A 23,322-nucleotide genomic window follows, 5' to 3' on the forward strand; every position below is an offset into this window, starting at 1 on the left:
AGATATTAAGAGTCTTTAGGAAAGATCATGCACGAGGAATCAGGCCCGTCGTGGGGTATGCGCGGCTTACGTAAATGGCTGGGAACTGCACCCGAAACTCGCGACGAACTGCTAAAATTAGTACAAGATTCACGTCGATTTTTAGAACCCGATACTGTTGCAATGCTGGAAGGTGTATTGGATCTACCGGCCACCAAAATTCGTGAAGTCATGACGCCAAGAACGTCCATGATTAGCTTGCAGGAAGATGACCAACTTCTCGAAATTCTGCATGTTTTAGTTGAATCTGCACATTCGCGGTTCCCTGTATTCTCATCCGATCAACCGGATAATGTGGTTGGTATTTTGCTGGCCAAAGATCTGCTTCCTTTCCTGACCGAGCCTTCTTCCAAAGTCGATATTCGTGCCTTGATGCGTCAGCCATTGTTTGTGCCGGAAAGTGCACGTTCGGATCAGGTTCTGCGTATGCTGAAAAATACCCAGACTCATATTGCGGTAGTGATTGATGAGTACGGTACAACTTCAGGCCTGGTGACCCTAGAAGATATTCTCGAAGAAATTGTGGGTGAAATTGAAGACGAACATGATATTGCCGATGAAGAAGCACAATATATTGTTCCGGATCAAGACCCTAAGACAGCCAATACCTGGGTAGTACAAGCGCTGACGCCAATCGAGCATTTTAACAATATGCTGGATGCCAATTTCTCCGATGATGAAGTGGAAACCATGGGCGGTTTGTTATTGCAGGAAATCGGTCTGGTAAATGATCTGGAAGGTCAGACGATTGAACTGGAAAACTGGCAATTTACCATTCTTGAGGCAGATTCACGTTCTATTCGTTTAATTCGAGCTGTGCGCCAATGAGAGCATATTTCGATAAACTATTAAATCCAGCCCAGCAGCAAAAGCAGTTAGCGCTGATTTATCCCGTATTGATTGCCATATTTGCGGGAGCCATTTTTAGTCTGGCACTGGCACCTTATCATTACTGGTGGCTGGCGATTCTGTCTCCTGCTTTACTGTATGCTTGCGTCCGTGGTCGTAGTGCGAAACAGGCCTTTGGTATTGGTTGGGCTTATGGGATTGGATTATGGTTTGTGGGTGCATTCTGGCTCTATACCTCTATTCATGTGTATGGCGATACCAGTGCTTTCCTGAGCGTAATCATGATCCTGATCATGGCGATCGTCATGGGACTGTTTACTGCCCTTCAGACTTTCATTTATCGTCGTTTTTTCCCGGAAACACCCCTTACTTTCGCACCACTTTGGGTGATCTTTGAATGGGCTAAAACCTGGGTATTTACTGGTTTCCCATGGCTCTTTGCAGGTTATGCTTTTACTGAGCTCTATCTGGATGCCTACGCGCCTTTATTCGGTGTATTTGGGGTGTCCTTTGTAGTGATTGTTCTGGCCTGTGCACTGGTTGAAATCTTAAGTAAACGGGTCTTCTGGATCGTTCCTTCTGCACTCCTGTTATTGGGTGCTTGGGGTGCTGCACAACTGACTTTTGTGCAAGAAAAAAATGAAAAGCCGCTCACCGTTTCTCTGATTCAGGGCAATATCCCTCAGGACCTGAAATGGTTAACTGAATATCAGGTAAAAACCTTACTGATCTATGCAAATCTGAGCAAGACAGAATGGGGACGTGACCTGATTGTCTGGCCAGAATCTTCGATTCCGATGTTCCAGACTGATATCGAACCTTTTTTGGATGCCATGAAAGTTCAGGCAGAAAAATCTGGAACAGCTTGGGTCACAGGTATTCCGTTCTGGGATCTGGCTGAGTCACAGGAAGCAGGCACGCCAAAATATTACAATAGCATCATGGCCACTGGTGATGAGTCGAGTGGTCTTTATAAGAAGCAGCGTCTGGTGCCTTTTGGAGAATATATTCCACTCTCTGGCGCACTCAGTTGGGTACTTCCAGCTCTGCAAAACGACCCTTCGGTGAGTGGTTTCTCGCGTGGTGCGGATATCCAGAAACCATTAAATGTGAAAAACCATCCTTTAGGTGCAGCGATTTGCTATGAAGTGGCTTATCCAAACCTGACTCGTCGTAATGCCAGCCAAAGCGATTTTCTGGTGACCGTATCTAATGATGCCTGGTTTACTGGCACTGCCGGTCCACAGCAACATTTACAGATGGTACAAATGCGGGCCAAGGAAAATGGTCGCTGGTTTATTCGTGCTACCAATACTGGGGTAACTGCGTTCATCGACCACAATGGCCATATTGTGAAACGTGCACCTATGGATAAAGAAGCTATACTCCGCGGTGAGTTACCCGCCATGCAGGGTGAAACGCTTTACATGAAACTCAGCGACTGGCCAGTATTGATTTTCTCCGTATTGTTATTATTACTGGGTTGGCGCTTCCGCCCACGTAAGGTGGATATCAGCTTTAAGTCGAGAAGATAATTCTCTCAAAAGTCCCTCTTTTAAAAAGGAGGAGCTATAAAAAACCGAGGTTCATGCCTCGGTTTTTTTATCTATATGTTATTAAAACTGGATCACCAGATAAGATAATATGCTCGCCAGTGAAAGCATCGGAATATAGCGATAGACCTGTACAATTCCGTTTTCAAATGCAGAAGCCTGTTCCTGTTCAAACTGTACGACAGACGCTTTTAATGCTGACCAGAAGCATAGTACGAATAAGGTACTCATCATGCTAATGGCAAAGAAACCTACCATAATCTGGCTGCTGCCTTCAGTAGTCTGCCATAAATGCAAAATTCCCTGACTGGCTGGAAGAATGCTTAAAACCAAAAGAACAGATTTCAGCATCGACCAATGAAACTGGTTTATTTCATCCGACAATATTAATGCTTTCATACCATTCTCCTTTGGCTAAAAAAGGGCCATTAAGAATATTATGAGCTATTTTTTGTAAATAGAAAGTCTATATTTATTCACATTTTACGATAATTGTAATAGATAAATATGGGAATAATTCTTATTATAACTATCAAATCACCAATATTATAATAATATTATCAAATTCAATTGCTTATATTATATTTTATGATTGAGAGTTATTATCACTTCACCTAATATTGAAACAACCAATCAAGTGAAGTGATATATTCAATAACCTACTAATTTATAATAATTATCAGTTAAGGTTGGTAATAAATATCAGCATCAGTTCCTTCCCCACCTGCCTGTCCATCGGCACCAAAAGAGTACAAATCAAAAGCACGACCATTGGTTCCTGGAATCACATATTGCAGGTCATTATCCCAGCTGTCTTTCGGATAACCCCCTTTCACATAGCCACCTGGCAGCCAGTTCTTCGCTGTTGCCGGCTGATTTACCAGTGCATCCAGGCCACCCTCCTGCATGCTTGGATATTTGCCATTGTCCAGCTTATATTGATCCAGTGAACCCGCAATACTCTGCAATTTGATGACTGTGGTATCCACTTTAGCCTTTTCACCGCGTCCCATTACATTTGGAACAATCAGCGCTGCAAGCACACCGAGAATAACAATTACCACCATTACTTCAATCAGGGTAAAACCTGAGGCACGATGGGCACGTAACTGGCACACACGTACGGTAGGTTCAACCGCTATAGTTGAAGGGTCTTTGGCTTGATTTGGATTCCTTTTCATTCAATATCTCTCATTCATCTTTAGAAAGTTTCAGGCACTTTCAATTCTTCGTAGACGTTACACATGTTATTTAAATCATATTATTCATATTCACGATTGGCAGCATCACCGCGATCACAATTACTAGCACAATACTGGCCATGAGTACCAGCATCAGCGGCTCCAGAAGCGCGAGTAATGTCGAAATCAGTGTGGTTACTTCCCGATCCTGCATGGTCGATGCCCGTTCCAGCATACGATCCAGCTCCCCCGAGGCTTCACCACTTTTGATCATTTGTACCATCATCGGGGGGAAATAACCACTACGTTCCAGCTGGGTAGCCAGGTTCCCGCCTTCAGTCACTTTCTCAGCAGCCAGATTAACCGAATCCCGAATCACCCAGTTATTACTTACCGCTGCCCCGATACGTAAGGCATCCACCAATGGCACACCGGACTGGGTCAGAATCGATAGAGTACTGGCAAAACGGGCAGCATTAATGCCACGTGATAATTTTCCGAATAAAGGTAGTTTCAGAGTCAGGCGATCAAAAGCATAATGCCCAGCCGTTGTTCTTAAAAAACGTACTAGCAGAAAAATGCCTACCGCACTGCCTATCAGCAAAAATGGCCAGGCGATCCGGATAAAATCGCTGGCCTTCATTAAAGTTACTGTAATCCAAGGCAAGGCATCTTTGCTTTGATCAAAGGTCTTGACGATATCCGGTACTACATAGGTCATCAGACCCATCACAATTGCAAAAGACATCAAGAGCAAAATAATCGGATAGATCATCGCCCCTTGAATCTTTTTCTGCATAGCAAAACGGTTTTCGGTATAGTCAGCTAACTGATCCAAGATCAGGTCCAAGTGACCAGAACGTTCACCAGCCGCAATGGTGGCAATATACAGCTCTGGAAAACGTCCAGACTGTTGTAGCGCCTGAGCCAAGCTATGTCCTTCCAGCACTTTAGAACGTACTGACATCAGCAGATTTTGCACATGAACTTTTTCGCTCTGCTTGCCGACGGCGCGAATAGCTTCTTCCAGCGGAATTGCGGCAGCGACCAGTACCGAGAGTTGTCGGGTCATAAGAGCCAAATCATAAGCAGTAATGCTTTTTTCAAACCATTTGCGACGGTAGTGCTGGTCTTTTTTCTCAACCGGATCTACGGACACCGGAATCAGCGCCTGATCCCGAAGCTGTTGCCGGATTTGTCGTGCTGAATCACCCTCAAGCACGCCTTTTTGCTGCTTCCCTGAAGCGTCAAGCGCAGTAAACTGATATGCAGGCATTGTAATGCTCTAATTTTCCAAAATTTTGCTTAACGCTGTTGCGTCAGACCATCAAAATCATTCATATTCTTCAATATAAATTATCTGCTCACTCTAACATAACTGAACTTTGAGCACGACGAAATTTCATCAGGACCCACTCTGTTACTATGCCAAATTCTGTTCCCGTTACTGCCCCTGTTTATCGTGTTCGTGTTGCAGTGCCGGTGCATCTGTTTGACTGTTTTGACTATAGCTTGAGTCAGGAACAATATCAGCAGGCAGAAGTGGGTGCCCGAGTCGCGGTTTCTTTTGGCCGGCAAAATCTGGTCGGCGTGATTACTGAAAAATTACCGCTAGATGCTCCGATTGATCCCAGTTTCAAACTGAAAGCCATTACCGAGCTTTTAGATGACCGTGCCATTATCAATTCCCAGGTTTTAAGTGTATTGACTTGGTCAGCACAGTATTACCAGTTTCCTATCGGGGAAGTGATCCAGACTGCCTTGCCGACCTTATTGCGTCAGGGCAAACCTTATAACCTACTGGCCCGAAACTGGAAATTGCTGGATCATGAGGCTGAAGCCAAGGTTCGCCGTTCCGAGAGGCAACAGGAAGCCTATCGGATTCTAAAACTGCATCCGGTGGGAACAACTGAGAATCTCTTAAATCTGGCCGGAATAGAAACAGCGACTTTAAAAGCACTCGAAAAAAAAGGGATTTGCGAATGTGTACTGGAAGCACAGGATTTTAGCCCGCAACCTGTACAACTGGCTCAGATGCCATTAACGGCCAATGCGGAACAAAAGCATGCGATTCAGCAAGTGCTGAAATACCGCAAGCAATATCAGGCCTTTTTACTCGATGGCCTGACTGGCAGTGGCAAAACTGAAGTCTATCTTCAGATCATGGAACAGGTACTCAAACAGGGCAAGCAGGTGCTGGTACTGGTGCCTGAAATCGGACTGACGCCACAAACCATTAGCCGCTTTCAATCCCGCTTCCATTGTCATATCGCCCTGCTTCACTCTGGCCTGAATGACAGTAAACGCTTACAAGCCTGGCAAGCCGCTGAAACCGGTAAAGCGTCCATTGTACTTGGCACCCGTTCTGCGATTTATACACCGATGCCGAATCTAGGCCTGATCATTCTGGATGAAGAGCATGACCTGTCTTTTAAACAGCAGGAAGGCTTTCGCTATCATGCCCGTGATGTGGCATTGTACCGGGGACATTTACAGCAATGTCCAGTACTCTTGGGTTCGGCAACACCCAGCATTGACAGTTATGCACTGGTGCAGCAAGGCAAAATGCAGGTACTGGAACTGAATCAACGCGCGGGTACAGCGCTAATGCCGAAAATCCATATTCTGGATTTAAAAGTAGCGCCAAAGCAGCATGGCATCAGCCTGCATCTGATTGAAGAAATCAAAAAGCGCCTGGCTAAAAAAGAACAGGTACTCATTTTCCTGAATCGTCGTGGTTATGCGCCCGTACTGATTTGTGGCAGTTGTGGCTGGCAGGCGCAGTGTCCGAACTGTGATGCCAATTTCACTGTGCACCGGCAACCTTATCAACATCTGCATTGTCATCATTGCGGCACCATTCATCGTATGCCTGAACAGTGTCCGCAATGCCAGCATCAGGAGTTGGCCACTTTAGGCATGGGGACTGGAAAAGTTGAAGAACATCTGAATGAGCTTTTTCCAGATTTTGAAGTGATCCGGGTCGATCGCGACTCAACCAGCCGGGTCGGTAGTTGGCAAAAGATCTATGACAAGATTCAGAAAAGTGAGCCCGCGATTCTGCTCGGCACGCAGATGCTGGCCAAAGGCCATCATTTTCCCTATGTTACGCTGGTTGCGATTTTAGATATTGATTCCGGTCTGCTCAGTGTTGATTTCCGGGCTACAGAACGTACAGCACAATTGATCGTACAGGTCGCAGGTCGTGCAGGACGTGGGGAACATAAAGGGGATGTATATTTACAGACCCTAAGACCTGATCATGCGCTACTGAATACCTTAGTCACTGAAAATTACCGCGCCTTTGCCAAGCAGACTTTGACCGAACGGCAAATCGCCCAGATGCCTCCTTTTCGTTATACCGTGCTGATTCGCTGTGAATCCAAAGATCAGGCACAAAATACCGAATTCTTACAGAAACATGCTGCTCTGCTCAGGCAATATCCCGATCTGGTGCTGGACATCTGGGGTCCCATTCCTGCTCCGATGGAACGCAAGGCCGGACGCTATCAATCCCATATGGTGCTATTGTCCGCAGACCGCGCCCGTTTGCATTATTATGTCCGTAGCTGGTGGCAAAACCTGTTACAGGATAAGCCATCCAATATGAAGCTGACACTGGACATTGATCCACAAGAACTCAGCTAAAAATATTGAGCCCATCTTCATTTGATAAAGGCTCAACTTTAAGACTGGATGAAAATAAAATTTAAGGCGGAAAAATGTCGATACTGTTACAAATAGCGCTGGTTCTGGCGATTGCACTGTTTATGGTGCCACTGAGCCATAAACTCAGACTGCCAACAGTGCTGGGCTATTTACTGACAGGTTTAATCATTGGGCCGAGTGTCTTAGCGCTGATCTCGGCTCCTGAGGTGATGCAGACTTTTATTCAAATCAGCTTGTTAGCCCTTATGTTCTGGATTGGCCTACAACTCAGACCACAACGAATTCTTCAGCTTAGACAATCCCTGTGGTTTATGGCCATTTTACAGGTACTGAGCACGACCCTGATTTTTGGCCTGCTGGCCTGGTTCTTTCTCGATCAGAATCTGGTTTCCAGTATTGTTATCGGACTGGCAGGCAGCCTCTCTGCCATGACGTTGGTCACGCAGTTTTTAAACAATCAGCAACAACTGGCGACCAGTTATGGTCAATCCGCTTATGCCAACACCCTGATTCATGCACTGATTGCAATTCCTGTCATTGCAGCAATTCCGCTCTTTGCAGGCGTCAGTTCAACAGAACATGGCATAGCTTATTTTGCTGCCATGATGGCTACCTTTACTGGCTTATTTCTATGTAACCGCTATTTCATGCAGCCGCTTTATCGCTGGATTGCCAAAAGTGGTCGTCATGAATTGCACAGCATTGTTGCTATTGTCATTTTCCTGGGCTTACTAGTCCTGATGGATACGCTGGGACTGAATCTGTACCTGGCGGCATTATTTTCCGGTATGTTACTGGCAGATTCTGATTTCCGGATTTCGATTGAAAAGAGTCTGCAGCCTTTTAGCGGCTTATTGATTGGGCTAGCCTTCATCAGTCTGGGTATGTCATTGCAGTTTGCCGATGTACTAACGCAACCTGGATTGATTATTGCTGGAACACTTTCGCTGATCCTGATTAAATTTGCGATTACCTTAGGATTGGCACGTTATTATCAGCATAGTTGGCGCAATAGTACGCTACTGGCTGCCAGTGTGGCACAAAGTGGTGAATTCGCTTTTCTGGCACTCATCATTGCACTTTCACAGCAGATCATTACACCCACCCTGCTCTCCCCATTGATGTGGATGGCAAGTTTATCCATGCTACTCACACCGGCATTTTACTGGTTATTGCATGACCAGATTCTGCCACGACTGGATCGGCAAAATCATTTGGCAGCGACCTTTGACATTGAAAGCCTTCCACCAAATACTGCACCAATTTTATTAATCGGTTTTGGCCGTTTTGGCCAGATTATTGCCCGCATCCTGCTACAACAACAGCAAAAATTCAGTGTAATGGACAGCAATATCGAAGCAACTGAATTGCTGACCTCTTACGGTATTACCTTCTATCAGGCCAATGCGACTGAGCCAGAGGCTTTAGCTCAGGCACATCTGGATACGGTTCAGCATGCGATTGTCGCCATTGATGATATTGAAGATTCACTGCTGACCATCCGACATCTGCGATTAAATTATCCTGATATGTCTTTATGGGTACGGGCACGTGACCGGCATCATGTCCATTTACTTCAGGAGCTGGGCGTGGAACGAATCTGGCGAGAAACCTATGCTTCTGCACTAGAACTAAGTCAGGGTCTGCTAGGTCAGCTGAGTGGGTTGTCTGAAGAACAGGTGCAACAAAAGATCCATGAGTTTCATACTCACGATGAAAACCTGCTCAATAGTCAATTTCATCCGGATACGGAGAGCCCGTTTAATTCCGCAGGCTCAAGGAGTACACTGGCAGAACTGGAGCATCTTTTTGCTCAGGATCAGCTAAAAAAAGTATCGGAACAGGATACGGACACGCAACAGGACAACAACGCTTCAGGAATTGATGCAATAAGAGATGATCTGGCATAACTTGTGTTTTACAATAATGCCACCATTAAAGCAGGGTTATGGAGAATTTTATGTCTGATTTACGCCAACGCTTTTTTATTGAAGATAGCCCTGTTCGTGGTGAAGTGGTGCATCTTGAAGAAGCTTTACAAACAATTTTGGCCCAGCGTGATTATGCGCCTGCAGTAAAAATCCTGTTAGGTGAAATGCTGAGTGCCACTGCACTATTGGCCAGTACCCTGAAAATTAAAGGGCGTATCAGCCTGCAAATTCAGGCTTCAGGCACATTTAAATGGGCAATGGCTGAATGTAACCATCGCGGTGAAGTACGTGCACTGGCGGATTATGAAGAAGATCCGCATTTTCAGGCAGCAGAAGATAGCAGCACAGTTTTAAAATCACTGACTAATCCAGTGCTGTTTATCAATATCGAGCCTGAATTTGGTGAGCGTTATCAAGGTATTGTTCCGCTTGATCAGGAAAATTTGGCTGGCTGTCTGATGCAATATTATGACCTGTCTGCCCAGATTCCGACACGTATCGTGCTGGCCAGTGACAACAACCGTGCAGGTGGTTTGCTGATTCAATTGCTACCGCGTAACAGTGAAGAAGAACAACGCCGTGTCGATGAAGACTTATGGCCACGTCTGACTATGCTGACTGAAACATTAAAAACAGAAGAACTGGTCACTCTGGAGGCCAATGAAATTCTCTATCGTTTATATAACGAAGAAGAAGTGCGCTTGCCAGAAGTAGAACATTTACAGTTTGGCTGTACCTGTTCTAAAGAACGTTGTGCGATTGCCTTACAGCAGATTGGTGTAGAATCGGTTCGTGAAACTTTAGAATTCCAGAATCCAATTGAGATGGACTGTCAGTTCTGTAATAGCCGTTATATTTTTACGGCTGAAGAAGCTTTAAGCCTGTTTGGTGAACACCTCAGTTAATAACAGCCCTGTTCGACTCAAAAAAGCACTCAATATTGAGTGCTTTTTTTCATTTTATATTTTCATAAAATATTGACCAAAATTTCTCATAAAAAAAGACAAATGTACTTAATTTCAAGCTTGCCCCATGATTAAAATTTGCACACCGATAGAATCAGAAGATCAACGGTATTTTCAAAGTAAAAAAATCAAAAAAATAAGTGGAATATTTTAAATGAAATTTCGATATTTAATGGGTATGATGTTATGTGCTGTGCAGAGCTTCAGCTATGCAGCCGAAATCACGGGCACATGGAAAGCCATTGATGACAAAACGGGCTATGCGCATGCTGATGTTGAAATCAGTAAACTCAATGATGGCACCTACCAAGGTAAAGTCATTCGTATCCATGCCATTCCAAATCGTCCTGCACATACCTATTGCTCTAAATGTAAGGGGGCACTGAAAGATGTACCTATTCTGGGTATCTCTGTCTTATCAGGTCTAAAGCCAAATCCAGAAAAGAAAAATGAATTCGTTAATGGTTCAATTCTCGATCCACTAACCGGCAATGTCTATAAAAGCAAGGCAACGCTGAATTCCCGAGGCAATGTGCTGACGCTTCGTAGCTATGTAGGTACACCCATGCTCGGACGCACAGTGTCCTGGGTGAAAGTCGAATAAACCTCATTTTTTTATAAATTCTCATCTGTAAGCTGTCTGACCAGATCAAAGGCTTGGACAGCTTAAAATCATTATCTTTATTCCATTCCTTATCACGAAAATATTCCCCCCTCTCATTAGGATGAATGAACGTAATTTTTAACTCATATTCATTTTTCTTCATTTAATGTGATGATTGACTGGTATTTAGTGTATTTTTCACGCTATATTAATCCCATAATTTTTTTATGCCTTTAATAAATTAAATATATTTTCAATAACATGGGGTAATGTGGCAATGAGATTCAAACTGCTTTGTTCTATCATTCTTACAGCAGCAAGCACCATCAGTCTATCTGCTTTCGCCAACAGTGACCCATTACTTGGCCACTGGAAAACCATTGATGACCGTACCGGTTATTCCTTGGCAGATGTGGTAATTAGTAAGGATGCCCAGAACCGCTATATTGCCAAAATTGTGTATGTTCGTGAGATTCCTGGGGCAGCTCGACAGCAGACTTGCACTCTATGCAAAGGCGCATTGAAAGATCAGCCTCTCATTGGACTGACGATGCTCAAGGGATTGAGTAGTCATCCCGACCATAGCAATGAATTTATCAACGGCACTCTGCTCGACCCGGCTTCTGGTCAGCTTTATCAGGCCCGTGCCCGCCTGAAAAATAATGGCAGGCATCTCGCCATTCATAGCCGCGCTGAAGGTGCAACGGTCGGACGCAATATGACCTGGATTAAAAACTAGTTTCGAATTCAGACTATTAAGAAAAAAAGCTCCTAAGGAGCTTTTTTATTTTTATCTCATGTGATAATTCACATGTATTCATTAATTTTATGCCAATCTCATCACAATTTATACTATTGATTTTGTTACAATTTATAAATAAATTAGAGTAATAAGTCTAATATGAATAATCATTGATCAACAGGCATGTTATGAAGAAAATTTTAAGTCGCTTAATGATGGGGATCACATTGGCAACAGTAGCAGGTTTAAGCCTTGCTTCTGAAGATCCACTACTGGGGAAATGGAAGACTATCGATGATCAATCCGGTTATTCTCGTGCTGATGTCGAAATCCGCAAAAAACCAGATGGTAGCTATGAGGGAATTATCGTAGAAACCCGCAGCCTGCCAGGTGCAGAAAAACTGGGAATCTGTAGCAAATGTCCAGGACAGCTTAAGAATAAACCATTTATTGGCTTGCCATTTATCTGGGATTTTAAAGCAGACCCAAAAAAACCTCGCGAATTCCATGATGGCAGGATACTTGATCCAATCAGCGGTAAAGTTTACAAAGGTAAAGCACGTTTAAGCGCCAATGGCAAACGCCTAACCCTGCGTGGTTATGTAGGCGTTTCGGTTATCGGACGCAGTGTTACTTGGATAAAATACTAATTTTTGTCAGTTTTCCATGCCCCTGTTTCAGGGGCTTTTTTAATGGTTATGATTTGAAACAATTAAGTACAAATAAAAACTGTTTCCCTCAGCCCAAACTCATAATAATGAATTGAAGACGGTTATTTTTTATTCACACAATGATCTATCTTCAGCTGCAATTCAATCTGCTACGGACTCTGGAACCTCTGGAACGGAGTATCCATGTAACAAGTATTCCTCAATTGATCGGTATGGGTAAATGTGTGTTGCAAACAGCGGATGGTTTGCAAATGACAGATAAAACTATAAAAACAGATGCCCGCCTAGATCTTTGTTTCCCTGATCAGACTGAGCTGTTCAGGTTCAAGCAGGATTTCCATAGGATAGGAGTCCCTCTTCTAGGCAGGATGCTGGTTCAACTAGCATCCCATACCGTTAGGGCACAGCGCAGCGGCCATAAAATATTATGGCATTCCCCTACTTCAGGACGACCTTCCTTTCTGAATGTCTCAAGCCTGGCTGTTTAAGGAGTAGAGCTATGACTACAATTCAATATAGAGAAAACTTTTCCAACGGTTATATCCCCTCTGAAATCATGGATGATCGTACCTTTGATTTGTTCCACTTTTCTGAAGCATGTGGCCAAAGTCCGGAATGGGTGATGCAACTCATTGAACATGGAATTTTGCCGAACCGTTCTAAAACGCATCCTGGTACCTTCCTCGGGGAAGATATTACTCGAGCACAACGGGCTTACCGTTTGCAGCGTGATTTTGATGCTTCCTTTAGTGCCGTTGCCATGATGCTGGATCTCATTGATGAAGTGCAGGAATTACGTCGCGAGGTGAAACATCTGCATTTCAAGTAATGTCTTTTAATGTCCGGTCTGCTTGAGTTAAATCAATGCGGACTAGGGCATATTTTGCTTTTTTCTTTTATTTTTTGAGTGATAAATATCCCTATGAAAACCAAAGACTGCAATAAAAAGATCAAATACATGTTCCCAGAATACCGTGATTTAATTGTGCAATTACGTGAGGAAAATCCGTACTTTGCCCGACTGTTTGAGGAACATAGTGAATTGGACAAACAGATTAGCCAGCTTGAACTCGATCCAGTCAATCATATCAATGATGATATCGATGCGATTAAACGCAAAAAACTGAAATTAAAAGACGAGATTTATCGCATGTTAAAAAATTCTGAAGCCGATCCGCTTACCTGAATGAGAACAGCTTTCTCAACCAAGAGTGTTTCAATACAAGGCTTAATCATCCGTTTTACTTAAAATGTGATTATTAAATGATCTTGGCTCTTAAATAAAGAATCTGTCCAAATAAAAAAGCCCGCATGATGCGGGCTTTTTCAGACTTAAAAAGTCATCGAATTATGCTTGTTCGATGTCTTTCATTGTCAATTTAATACGACCACGGTTATCAACGTCAGCAACTTGTACTTTCACTTCCTGACCTTCTTTCAATACGTCAGCCACGTTGGCAATACGTTCGTTAGAGATTTGAGAAATGTGAAGCAGACCGTCAGTACCCGGCAGAATGTTCACGAACGCACCGAATTCAACGATACGAATCACTTTACCTGTGTAGATGGTACCTGGCTCAACTTCAGCAGTCAGCGCTTGGATTTTTGCAATCGCAGCTTGTGCAGCAGCTTTAGTTTCACCAAATACGCGTACTGTACCGTTATCTTCGATGTCAATCGCAGCTTTAGTTTCTTCAGTGATTTGACGAATCGTTGCACCACCTTTACCAATCACGTCACGGATCTTGTCAGGGTTGATGTTGATCACTTGGAAAGTTGGTGCGTGCATAGAAATTTCTGGACGAGCACGTGAAATCACTTGGTTCATTGCATTCAGGATGTGCATACGACCTGCATAAGCCTGGTTCAATGCAACTTCCATGATCTCTTCGGTGATACCTTCAATCTTGATGTCCATTTGTAGCGCAGTAATACCGTTAGCAGAACCCGCTACTTTAAAGTCCATATCACCAAGATGGTCTTCGTCACCCAGGATGTCAGAAAGAACTGCGAAACGTTCGCCTTCTTTCACCAGACCCATTGCAATACCCGCAACTGGTGCTTTAAGTGGAACACCGGCATCCATCAATGATAGAGAAGCACCACATACAGACGCCATTGAAGATGAACCATTAGATTCAGTGATGTCAGATACGATACGGATTACGTACGGGAAGCGGTCAGCTGCTGGAAGCACGGCTTGAACACCACGACGAGCTAGACGGCCGTGACCGATTTCACGACGTTTAGGACCAGATTCACGACCTGTTTCACCTACAGAGTATGCAGGGAAGTTGTAGTGAAGCATGAAGTTATCAGTTTTGGTACCAGCCAGGGTATCTACCATCAACGCATCACGAGTATTACCCAGAGTAGTAGTGACCAATGCCTGAGTTTCACCACGTGTGAATAATGCAGAACCATGAGCACGCTCTAATACGCCAACCTGTACATCAAGGGCACGAACAGTTTTAGTATCACGACCGTCAATACGTGGTTTACCAGACAGGATGTTGTCACGTACGGTACGGTATTTAAGATCTTCAAATAATTCGTTTACGTCATCAGCAAGACCAGTTTCGTCGCCTTCTGGAACGAACTGAGCTAGCGCTTCTGCTTGAAGTGCATCAAGTGCTGCATAACGGTCTTGTTTCACCGCAACGGTATATGCTTCAGAGATTTTCGCTTCGAATGCTTCTTTCAGTTTTGCACGAAGGTCTTCGTTTTTCTCAGGTGCAACCCAAGTTGATTCTTTCGCACCAGCTGCAGTCGCGAATTCTTTGATTGCTTGGATCGCGATTTGCATTTCATCATGACCGAACAATACTGCACCCAGCATTTGGTCTTCCGAAAGTTCTTTCGCTTCCGATTCAACCATCAGTACTGCAGATTCCGTACCTGCAACGACAAGATCAAGATCACTTTCCTTCAATTGTTCAAAGCTTGGGTTTAGAACGTATTCACCGTTGATCAGACCCACACGTGCCGCACCGATTGGACCACGGAATGGTGTACCTGCAATCGCAAGTGCTGCAGAAGTACCCAGCATTGCTGCAATGTCAGCTTCCATAGTCTTGTCAGAAGACACAACAGTCGCAGTCACCTGGATTTCGTTATAGTAACCTTCTGGGAACAATGGACGAATTGGACGGTCGATCAGACGTGAAATCAGCGTTTCAGCTTCAGATGCACGGCCTTCACGTTTACCGTAACCACCAGGAATACGGCCAGCTGCGTATTGTTTTTCTTGATAATTAACAGTCAGCGGGAAAAAGTCTTGACCTGCTTTAGCAGTGGGTTGAGCAACAACAGCAACTAATACAGTTACGCCGCCCATGGTAATCAATACGGTATTGGCTTGACGCGCAACACGACCTGTTTCTAGGACAACCTGATGTTGGCCAAATTGGAATTCTTTACGAACAATATTAAACATCGACATGTTTTATTTTTTCCTGATTTTATTCTAGTGGAGACCCCTAAGGTTTGGCATTCACATCCAAATGGACGGGTAAATGACAAAGCTTAGAAGCCGACCTCACCAGAAATAAACACTATTTTTAAACACAAAGAAGGAGCGAACATTCGCCCCTTCCCCTGATCTAGCCAAAGGCTAAACCGACTTTAGTTTTCAGTAATAAAGCACAAGGCATGCAATAAACCCGAAAATAAAGTTTAAATCGAATTAACGACGTAAACCTAAAGCACCGATCAATGCAACATAACGACCGTGGTCTTTACCATTTAGGTAGTCAAGAAGCTTACGACGTTGGTTAACCATACGGATCAGACCGCGACGGCTATGGTGGTCGTGTTTGTGCTCTTTGAAGTGACCTTGTAAGTCATTGATTTGAGCAGTTAAAAGAGCTACTTGAACTTCTGGTGAACCAGTGTCGTTTTCAGCGCGAGCAAATTTAGCAATGATCTCTGCGCGATCTGCGTTTGTTAAAGCCATTCGATTTCTCCGAGATGCTTATATATCTTGATAAAAATCAAAGTAATGAGAATTCAATACATTGACTGCCGTGCATCACTACAGCAAGTTGCATATTTTAAGGGAAATTGCGTCAGATTGCAAAAATAGATCATGAATTTTGATGGTATTGGCTGCCAAGCTGCCTTGGCTTATTTACTGATATGAATAAATTCCATATGGTTCAATTTACACATAATTTCAGGAATTGGACTTGATCTGGCTTATGAGTAGCTGTTTAGATAACTGCAGAAATTAACTGATCTTTTTATATTTAAAATATTTCTGGTCGCGCTTAGAAATAAATGATAAAAAAAAGCCCGAGTAAACTCGGGCTTTTTCGCGCTGTAGTTTCTTCTATTATCATTTTTTATTTATTGTTTTTTTAGTGCGTTTTACGCTTTATTATTTTCAAATCTTCCTGACTAAAAATAACTTCCTTGTGTGGTAGATTTTGCCATATTGTCGAAATGCTCATAGAGGCATTTATCCTCACTGGCTGTAAGCCATTACGTACAAAATTATCATCGAAATTTGCAAAATATTACACTTATATATCTTTTAATTACGCTATTTACTTAAATTTACTTATTCTGCCAATTTTATCGTTCTATAAGATTACGGCAAAATTCTATTAACGGCAGATATAAAAAAGCCTTGTAGTCTCTCCCAAAACTACAAGGCTTAGCGGCTGTAAGCTTCCTCTTTCACTTACTTCACTGTAAGTTCGCTGTCTGGTGACATTCTTGTTCTTATTATGCGATTTATACCCAACTTTCCGTGTTGAGTTCTTTTGTGTGACCAATCTTCTCAAAAACCGATTAAAAGCTCCATGCGCCAATTTCCTGAATCCATGTAAGCATTTACCTACAAAAGTTATTTATTTTTTGCCAATACATTATTGCATTGTTCAAGTATTTTTTTGCTTAAACCACTCATTCGTGTGGTTCTTACACATAGCGCTTGTGTAAAAGCATCACGATCTACCAGCAAGCTCACGACTTTTTTAGCTCGAGTAATCGCTGTATAAATCAGTTCCTTACTCAGTAAATTTTTGGCTTGTTGATCAAGTACTACAGCCGTATGAGTAAATTCTGAACCTTGCGATTTATGAATCGTCAAAGCAAAAGCTGTTTCTATACTTTTTGGCAGGCGTGTCGCCAGCACCCATTTTTCCAGACTCGGGAAATATACTTCAAATTGTGATTGTCCTTCTTGTTCTCTCCAGAAACAGATTCCAATATCACCATTGGACAGACCCAGCTGATAATCGTTATAAGTCATCATCACTGGTCGGCCGGTATACCAGTCGCCCTGTTTTAACTTGCCTACACTGGCCAGAAAACGCTGTTCAATCTGCTGATTGATTTTATTCAAACCCAGATCACCATGCCGGATTGCGGTGAGAATCCGGTAATGATCAAAGTGCTGAATTGCCTGCTGCACATATTGCTCGAAATCAGTCTGATCCTGAGCCTGTTTGATCGCGTCCGCATAAGCCTGATAGCCATACATCAGTTGATCATAATATGGGTCTAATTGGAGACCTGTAGTTGGGTTTATTTCTGGCAGATATTGCAGTTGCAGCTGGTCAATCTCTACCTGGTCCAGTGCAATTACTTGCAGCTCACTCGCAGCAACCACTTGCTGTTCAAACTGGTTTAAAACTGATGCTGGAACATGCTCCTGCTGGATAAAGTATGCCATCGCACCAATTCGGGCGCCTGAGGCAAAACGGCGCGTCGTGATTAAATTGACCCGGTTATCTGCCAGAACAGAAGTCTGCTGCAAGTCTGCCAGTACAGTGCCGACATCCACCGAGGCCAGTTGGTCTGCATCGCCTAACAGAATTAAGCGGGCTGAATCTGGCACTGCAGCAAGGAGCATCTGTGACAGGCTTAAGTCCAGCATGGATGCTTCATCGACCACGATCACATCATAAGGCAAAGGCTGCTTGGCATGAAACCGGGAGCGTCCCAACCGCCCCAAGCCCAGTAAGCGGTGCAAAGTAACAGGTTGAACCTGCTTTAAAGTCTCCAGCTCAAAAGCTTGTAACTTTTCACTATGTAAGGCTTTCTGCAAGGCCTCTTGCATCCGCTGCGCCGCTTTACCCGTCGGAGCAGCCATCGCAATCCGGATATTGGGTAGGGCTTCATGTAGCACCGCAATCATATGTGCCAAGGTATAGGTTTTACCAGTTCCTGGCCCACCGGTAATAATATTCAGCCCCTGCTTGGCGACCATTTCCAGCGCTTGCTTTTGCTGTGGATCTATCAGGAGGTTACGATCACGCTCACTTAAATTTACTGGCGTGATGGCTTGTGACTTGATCCGGGCGATCTGGGTGGCGACCGCTTGTTCCAGCTGCCAGTAGCGGTATAAATACAATTGCTGGTTTTCAAAAATAAAGGGTGCAATACCCTGAGCCTGCTGACTCCGATCCAGTACCAAATGATGCAATAGAGCGGTTTGCTCGGCACTGGCCGGAATACAACTATTACCCTCTTGCATCGCTTCAAGGAGCTGCTGAATCAGCAATTTTGCGGCAGCATCAAAGGTCGCCGAACTGAATGGTGGCTGACATAGATAGTCAATCCAGGCCATTAAATGGGCTGATTGCTGAGACACGTGAATTTGCTCATTTTCCACACAGTTATCCTCAAAGTTATCCACAGGATAATCTTCTGTTTAAACTCTTAAAATTTTATAAATCATCAAAATTATGCTGATTTTTTCTGCTCAAAATAGCCCAGAATTTCATCCAGTTTCAGAATAAATTCCAGACCAGGCTGCCAGTGATAAGCGCCTTGTTCAGCCTGACCATTCATACCGCGCAAATACAGATAAGTCGCCCCACCCAGATGCTGCTGCATGTCATACCCCTGCATGTTCACGCTTAGATAACGATGCAATGCCACCAGATATAAGGCCGCTTGCAGCCAGTAACTGGAGTGAGTCATATTCTGCTGGATGGCCTCGGCCGTGTAATGCTGCTGATCCGGCCCGAGAAAATTGCTTTTATAATCGGCAATATGATAGCGCTGGCCATCAAAATAAACCAAATCGATAGATCCGGTCAGATAGCGTGCTGATTTTGCCTCATTAAAATCAGGCATGAGAATATCATGCTCGGCAAACAGTCGCTGGATCTGACGAATCTGTAACGGCACATCGGTTAAAGACAGATAAAACGGGAACTCGGACAGATAAGCACCTTGCTGCAACTGTTCCAGGCTGAAGTCTTTCTGTAGGGGTGCAGCCAGAATTTCTTTGAGCCAGTCATGAACCCGATTGAGCAGAAGATCTTCAATCATCTCATCAATGAAATGATCGAATGCCTGCTGAAAAACGGCTTCTACATTCAGTTGCGCTGCTGTCTCAGCAGGCGTCATCTGCGCCATTTCCTGTTCGAAAAACTGGATAAAAGGCTCATCATCCAGTTCTGTAAAATAGCGCTGAAACTGCCCTAAGAAGTTTAACCATTCAGAGTGATCGAAGGTTTGAGCTGAACGGAAAAACTGCTGCCATTGCTGACGATAAGCTTCACTCTGATCATGCAGACGAATTCCGGTCAGGATTTTATAATTCAGGCTGGAAAGTACTTTTTGCATACTCTGCTGCAATTTCTCCGGCTGCATTTGACCTTGACGGGCCACCTGACTGAACAGGGTCTGTAAATTCACACAGGCCGTCTGATAGCCCGGAGTAAATGCTTGCTGTAACAATGGACGAACATGAAAGGCCTGATGAAATTTCTCTTTCAGTTCCTGCCAGATTTGTGGTGCCGTATTTTTAAAACGGCGACGGATTTCCAGATTCCAGTAACTGCGATCCTGAAAATCGATATGCTCAAAAATACTGTGCAGAAAAGTACCGGCCACCGTGCCTTTTGGAAAATTCAGCTTGATCCAGTCTAGTGGCTGACTGGCTACCTGCTGTTCCAGTTCTAGCAAATTCATTTCATCTGCGGCACTGCCTGGACGTTCAGAAGCGATGACCAGATCATCCTGCAATATCGCCTGATGCGGGAGATGCTGTGATAGTGCAGTAAAACTGGTTTTAGTTCGCGGATAGAACTGTCGCTCCGGTAAAGGATGAGCCTGCATCTGTAACGGTGCTTCTGTCTGTTTTGCTACAATTCTAGGCGGCTCAGAAGCCAGAGGTGGTTCAAGCAGACTTAAGGCATGCTGAAAGACCGCCTCACCTTGTCCACGCCAGAATGCTAGCCCTGAATCTGCCTGTCCGCTCTGATCTTGCAACATGGCATAAACCCGGTGACTGGCCCGGGTCAGTGCCACATACCAAAGCCGGTGATTTTCTGCGGCATTACGGGCCGCATTTTGCAAAATCGCCTGCTCATGCAAGTCCTTATGCTTGACTGCAATCACCCGAGATTGTTCCAGTACATTTTCTGCGGCTGACAGGGAAAAGTTCAGATTCCCTTTATTCACATCAAAAGGTGCATCGGCACCTAACAGGAACACCACTTTGAATTCCAGACCTTTGGAAGCATGGATGGTTAAGAGCTGTACCCCATGATCGCCAGAGAGTTTGCGCTCTTTTTCGTTGTCCTTGCCGGAAGGTGATTGCAACTGACGCAGATACCAGTGATACAGCTTTTGAGCACCCTGATAATATTCACTTTGCTGGCACAGAATTTCGGTCAGGTGACGTAAATTCACCACTACCCGTTCATTGTCCAGACTCTGGCTCGCGACCAGATTGGTCCAGACCTGAAACAGGTTTAAGGCATAATTCCAAGCAGTCAGAAACCCTTTTTCAAACCACATTTCCCGGATGGCATCAAAGTCAGCAATATAACGGCTCAGACCTTCGCTCTGCTCTTGCAGTTCGATTAGCTTTTTCAGGTTAAAGCCCAATAACCGGGTCAATAAGGCACGTTTGACTTTGGCCTCGTTAAAAGGTTCCATGATCGCGGTCAGAACAGCTGCAACATCCTGAGCGACCGCGCTGGCAAAGACGCTCTGCTTGGATTCCTTATAACAGGGAATCCCCATGCGTTGCAGACGCTGCTTAACCTGTTCCAGCGCATAATGGCCAAAACTGAGGACTGCAATATCATCCGCTTTTAAGTGCTGAACGTTGTCACCCTGCTGAAAATATAGCTGCTGCTGTTCAGACTGATTCAATAACTGGCGAATTTTCCAGACCACCTGATCGGCTTCAACGTCCTGTTCACCGAGCTGAATCCAGCGCAGTGGATGCGGATTACTCAGCGTTTTATCGATTAAATCCGGATGTGGCCGGCTTCCCGCCTGAATCAGGGTGTAATGCACCTGTTCACCAAAATCCATCTGGCGTTGAAACAGCGCGTCCACCACCTCGACTAAAGGTTTTATCGAGCGATGGTTTTGGATCAAGGTATATTCACGGCCCTGCTTTTGCAGCACGTCGGCACGCGCCTTGTTATAGGTCAGCATGTCGCCGCCACGAAAACCGTAAATCGCCTGTTTCGGGTCACCGACCATGATCATACAGCCGGCTTTGACCCGATTCGGATCGCGCCAGATTTTAGCCAGNNGCCTGTACAAACTGGGCAAAACGCTGACCTTGCTGTCCCTGTAAAGCTTCAGCCAGAGTACGGATTTGTTGGGAAAATGTGGTTTCGCCCTGTTTTTGCAAGGTTTGCGGCAGACGGTTCTGCACACTGCGAATAATATGATATTCAAGATAGGTGGTCAGCTGCTTCAACTGTGCATCCATCTTCTCTTTGACTTCGCACAATCCATCAATGGCCTGAATCAGGCTATGTTGCAGAATCTGCTGCTGCTCTGCTTCCGGACAGCTTTTGTTAAATACTTGCTTCATTGAGACCGGTTGAAAATCGGTTTTCTTGCGACGCAAATAACACAGATTTAATAAGATCGCATGCAGTTCTGGATCAAAAAAGCTCATCGCGCCTTTGGTTTTCAGCACAGCCATCCAGGTCATAAAGTTTTCACAGACATCGCTTAATCTGGTGAAAAAACTCTTATGAAAATACTTGGGAGAATTCTGGCAATACTCCCGAATGATCTCAATTTCATGTTCATGTACATCGAACAGGCGCTGAATACAGTGCTCTAGTTCAGCCAGATCCCATTCGACTTTTTCTACTTTCTGAAAGTATTGCACACGGAAATTTAGAGCATCACGAACTAGTCCAATATAATGTTCTACTGGTTTCAACAGGTTTTGCAGATATAGATGATTGACCATATATTGCGGCTGCTGCTGGATCCATTCCCGCAGCACATCATGAATCAACTGCTGAATGTACAGGTCCTGATCTTCAGTCAGTTCCGCCCGTTCAATCTTGCCGCTTTCAAAGGCAAATTCACGCAATAATTTCTGGCTAAAGCTGTCCAGCGTTCCGACAAACAGCTCATCCAGCTGGTTCAGTACCAGACGCAGACGGCGCCGGGCATAATCCATGCGTGAGCCATAATCTTTTAATACCTGCTGAAACAGTGGATCCGATTCAGTCTGGATTTTGGCGGTGATTTCGACCGAATTCAGCTCCTGATGACGCTGAATGAAGGCCAGCGTTTCCTCGACTCTGAGACGTACCCGGTTTTTCAGTTCAGCCGTGGCTTTACGGGTAAAAGTCGTCGCAATGACCTGATGCGGATAATACTGATCCAGAAAAATCCGTACCATCAAACTGGATAAAGTATAGGTTTTACCGGTCCCCGCGGAAGCTTCAATCCAGTGCAGGCCGCTAAAGCGCATGTCCTGAATCGGATTGGTTGAAATCTTTTTGTTCTGGTTGGGTAACATGGTCATTATTCTTTTATCCATTCCAGATGTTCATGAATTGGCGCATATAGCGCATGGGCAAAATCATGGCAACAGCGTTGCAAGGCCAGATCCGGGTCCTGATCCTGCAAAATAAACTGCCAGTCCTGATGCAACTGGCTGGATTCATCGCTGGCCAAAGGCTTGGCACTTTCATAGCTGTTGTTCCAGGCTTTTAGCAGTTCCTGCATCTCAGCAATGGTGATCTGCCCCTGTTCATTTTCGGTCCATTCCCAGGCCTTTTTCATCAGCAATTCGGCTGGTAATACCAGCGGCTGGGTCTGTCCGACTTCCCAAGCGTTCAGCCAAGCCTGTAAATGATGACGTGCCTGACTAGAACGCAGTCC

The 23,322-nt window shown here is 44.5% G+C and carries 17 protein-coding genes and 1 pseudogene; 10 read left to right on the forward strand and 8 right to left on the reverse strand.

Features of this window, described 5'->3' with window-relative positions; translation table 11 throughout:
* The first annotated feature begins 27 nt into the window (after positions 1 to 27).
* Positions 28 to 867: an HlyC/CorC family transporter gene (locus B3J29_RS10530; protein ID WP_004781742.1), complete on the forward strand. Its 840-nt coding sequence runs from the start codon at positions 28 to 30 to the stop codon at positions 865 to 867.
* Positions 864 to 2,423 carry an apolipoprotein N-acyltransferase gene (lnt, locus tag B3J29_RS10535; RefSeq protein ID WP_125278820.1) on the forward strand — a complete coding sequence of 520 codons (1,560 nt, stop codon included), beginning with the start codon at positions 864 to 866 and terminating at the stop codon, positions 2,421 to 2,423. The genes B3J29_RS10530 and lnt overlap by 4 nt, the downstream gene beginning before the upstream one ends.
* Positions 2,424 to 2,504: 81 nt before the next feature.
* Here the strand turns inward: lnt and B3J29_RS10540 are convergent, their stop codons facing one another.
* The 3 genes from B3J29_RS10540 to gspF form a co-directional block, all read right to left on the reverse strand.
* Positions 2,505 to 2,840, reverse strand: a complete 336-nt coding sequence (locus B3J29_RS10540; protein WP_262735975.1) for a hypothetical protein — start codon at positions 2,838 to 2,840, stop codon at positions 2,505 to 2,507.
* A gap of 284 nt (positions 2,841 to 3,124) precedes the next feature.
* Entirely contained in the window at positions 3,125 to 3,622 is a 498-nt protein-coding gene (gspG, locus tag B3J29_RS10545; RefSeq protein ID WP_375725678.1) for a type II secretion system major pseudopilin GspG, read from the reverse strand.
* 70 nt (positions 3,623 to 3,692) lie between these two features.
* The gene (gene gspF, locus B3J29_RS10550) at positions 3,693 to 4,898 is read right to left on the reverse strand and encodes a type II secretion system inner membrane protein GspF (protein ID WP_034705070.1); all 1,206 of its coding nucleotides are present in this window, start codon (positions 4,896 to 4,898) and stop codon (positions 3,693 to 3,695) included.
* 149 nt (positions 4,899 to 5,047) lie between these two features.
* Here gspF and B3J29_RS10555 point away from each other — a divergent pair, with 149 nt between their 5' ends.
* From B3J29_RS10555 to B3J29_RS10590, 8 genes are all read left to right on the forward strand, one after another.
* The gene (locus B3J29_RS10555) at positions 5,048 to 7,270 is read left to right on the forward strand and encodes a primosomal protein N' (RefSeq protein WP_262735974.1); all 2,223 of its coding nucleotides are present in this window, start codon (positions 5,048 to 5,050) and stop codon (positions 7,268 to 7,270) included.
* 74 nt (positions 7,271 to 7,344) lie between these two features.
* Complete coding sequence (locus B3J29_RS10560) at positions 7,345 to 9,201, forward strand: cation:proton antiporter (protein ID WP_262735973.1); 1,857 nt, start codon at positions 7,345 to 7,347, stop codon at positions 9,199 to 9,201.
* Between the two features lie 50 nt (positions 9,202 to 9,251).
* Entirely contained in the window at positions 9,252 to 10,127 is an 876-nt protein-coding gene (hslO, locus tag B3J29_RS10565) for an Hsp33 family molecular chaperone HslO (RefSeq protein WP_004781734.1), read from the forward strand.
* Positions 10,128 to 10,341: 214 nt separating this feature from the next.
* On the forward strand, positions 10,342 to 10,791 hold the full coding sequence (locus tag B3J29_RS10570) for a DUF2147 domain-containing protein (RefSeq protein WP_262735972.1): 450 nt from the start codon (positions 10,342 to 10,344) through the stop codon (positions 10,789 to 10,791).
* Between the two features lie 277 nt (positions 10,792 to 11,068).
* Positions 11,069 to 11,530 carry a DUF2147 domain-containing protein gene (locus tag B3J29_RS10575; protein ID WP_004781732.1) on the forward strand — a complete coding sequence of 154 codons (462 nt, stop codon included), beginning with the start codon at positions 11,069 to 11,071 and terminating at the stop codon, positions 11,528 to 11,530.
* A 191-nt stretch (positions 11,531 to 11,721) separates the two neighbouring features.
* A complete protein-coding gene (locus B3J29_RS10580) occupies positions 11,722 to 12,183 on the forward strand; it encodes a DUF2147 domain-containing protein (RefSeq protein ID WP_262735970.1) in 462 nt (153 codons plus the stop codon).
* A 520-nt stretch (positions 12,184 to 12,703) separates the two neighbouring features.
* The gene (locus B3J29_RS10585) at positions 12,704 to 13,033 is read left to right on the forward strand and encodes a chaperone modulator CbpM (RefSeq protein ID WP_004781729.1); all 330 of its coding nucleotides are present in this window, start codon (positions 12,704 to 12,706) and stop codon (positions 13,031 to 13,033) included.
* Positions 13,034 to 13,126: 93 nt separating this feature from the next.
* Entirely contained in the window at positions 13,127 to 13,390 is a 264-nt protein-coding gene (locus tag B3J29_RS10590) for a YdcH family protein (protein WP_004781728.1), read from the forward strand.
* A 162-nt stretch (positions 13,391 to 13,552) separates the two neighbouring features.
* On the opposite strand, the gene pnp is transcribed toward B3J29_RS10590, so the two are convergent.
* The 5 genes and pseudogenes from pnp to B3J29_RS10620 form a co-directional block, all read right to left on the reverse strand.
* Positions 13,553 to 15,640, reverse strand: a complete 2,088-nt coding sequence (gene pnp / locus B3J29_RS10595; RefSeq protein WP_171064785.1) for a polyribonucleotide nucleotidyltransferase — start codon at positions 15,638 to 15,640, stop codon at positions 13,553 to 13,555.
* Between the two features lie 249 nt (positions 15,641 to 15,889).
* Positions 15,890 to 16,159 (reverse strand): 30S ribosomal protein S15, encoded by a 270-nt coding sequence (rpsO, locus tag B3J29_RS10600; RefSeq protein WP_004637724.1) that lies wholly within the window; start codon positions 16,157 to 16,159, stop codon positions 15,890 to 15,892.
* A gap of 894 nt (positions 16,160 to 17,053) precedes the next feature.
* Positions 17,054 to 18,826 (reverse strand): exodeoxyribonuclease V subunit alpha, encoded by a 1,773-nt coding sequence (recD, locus tag B3J29_RS10605; RefSeq protein WP_286965398.1) that lies wholly within the window; start codon positions 18,824 to 18,826, stop codon positions 17,054 to 17,056.
* Between the two features lie 71 nt (positions 18,827 to 18,897).
* Positions 18,898 to 22,963: pseudogene (locus tag B3J29_RS10610) on the reverse strand (UvrD-helicase domain-containing protein).
* On the reverse strand, positions 22,963 to 23,322 hold a 360-nt coding region (locus tag B3J29_RS10620; RefSeq protein WP_286965406.1), incomplete at its 5' end, for a hypothetical protein. The pseudogene B3J29_RS10610 and the gene B3J29_RS10620, both read right to left, overlap by 1 nt.

The sequence above is a fragment of the Acinetobacter sp. UBA5984 genome, assembly GCF_002429925.1.
GTDB classification, from domain to species: domain Bacteria; phylum Pseudomonadota; class Gammaproteobacteria; order Pseudomonadales; family Moraxellaceae; genus Acinetobacter; species Acinetobacter variabilis.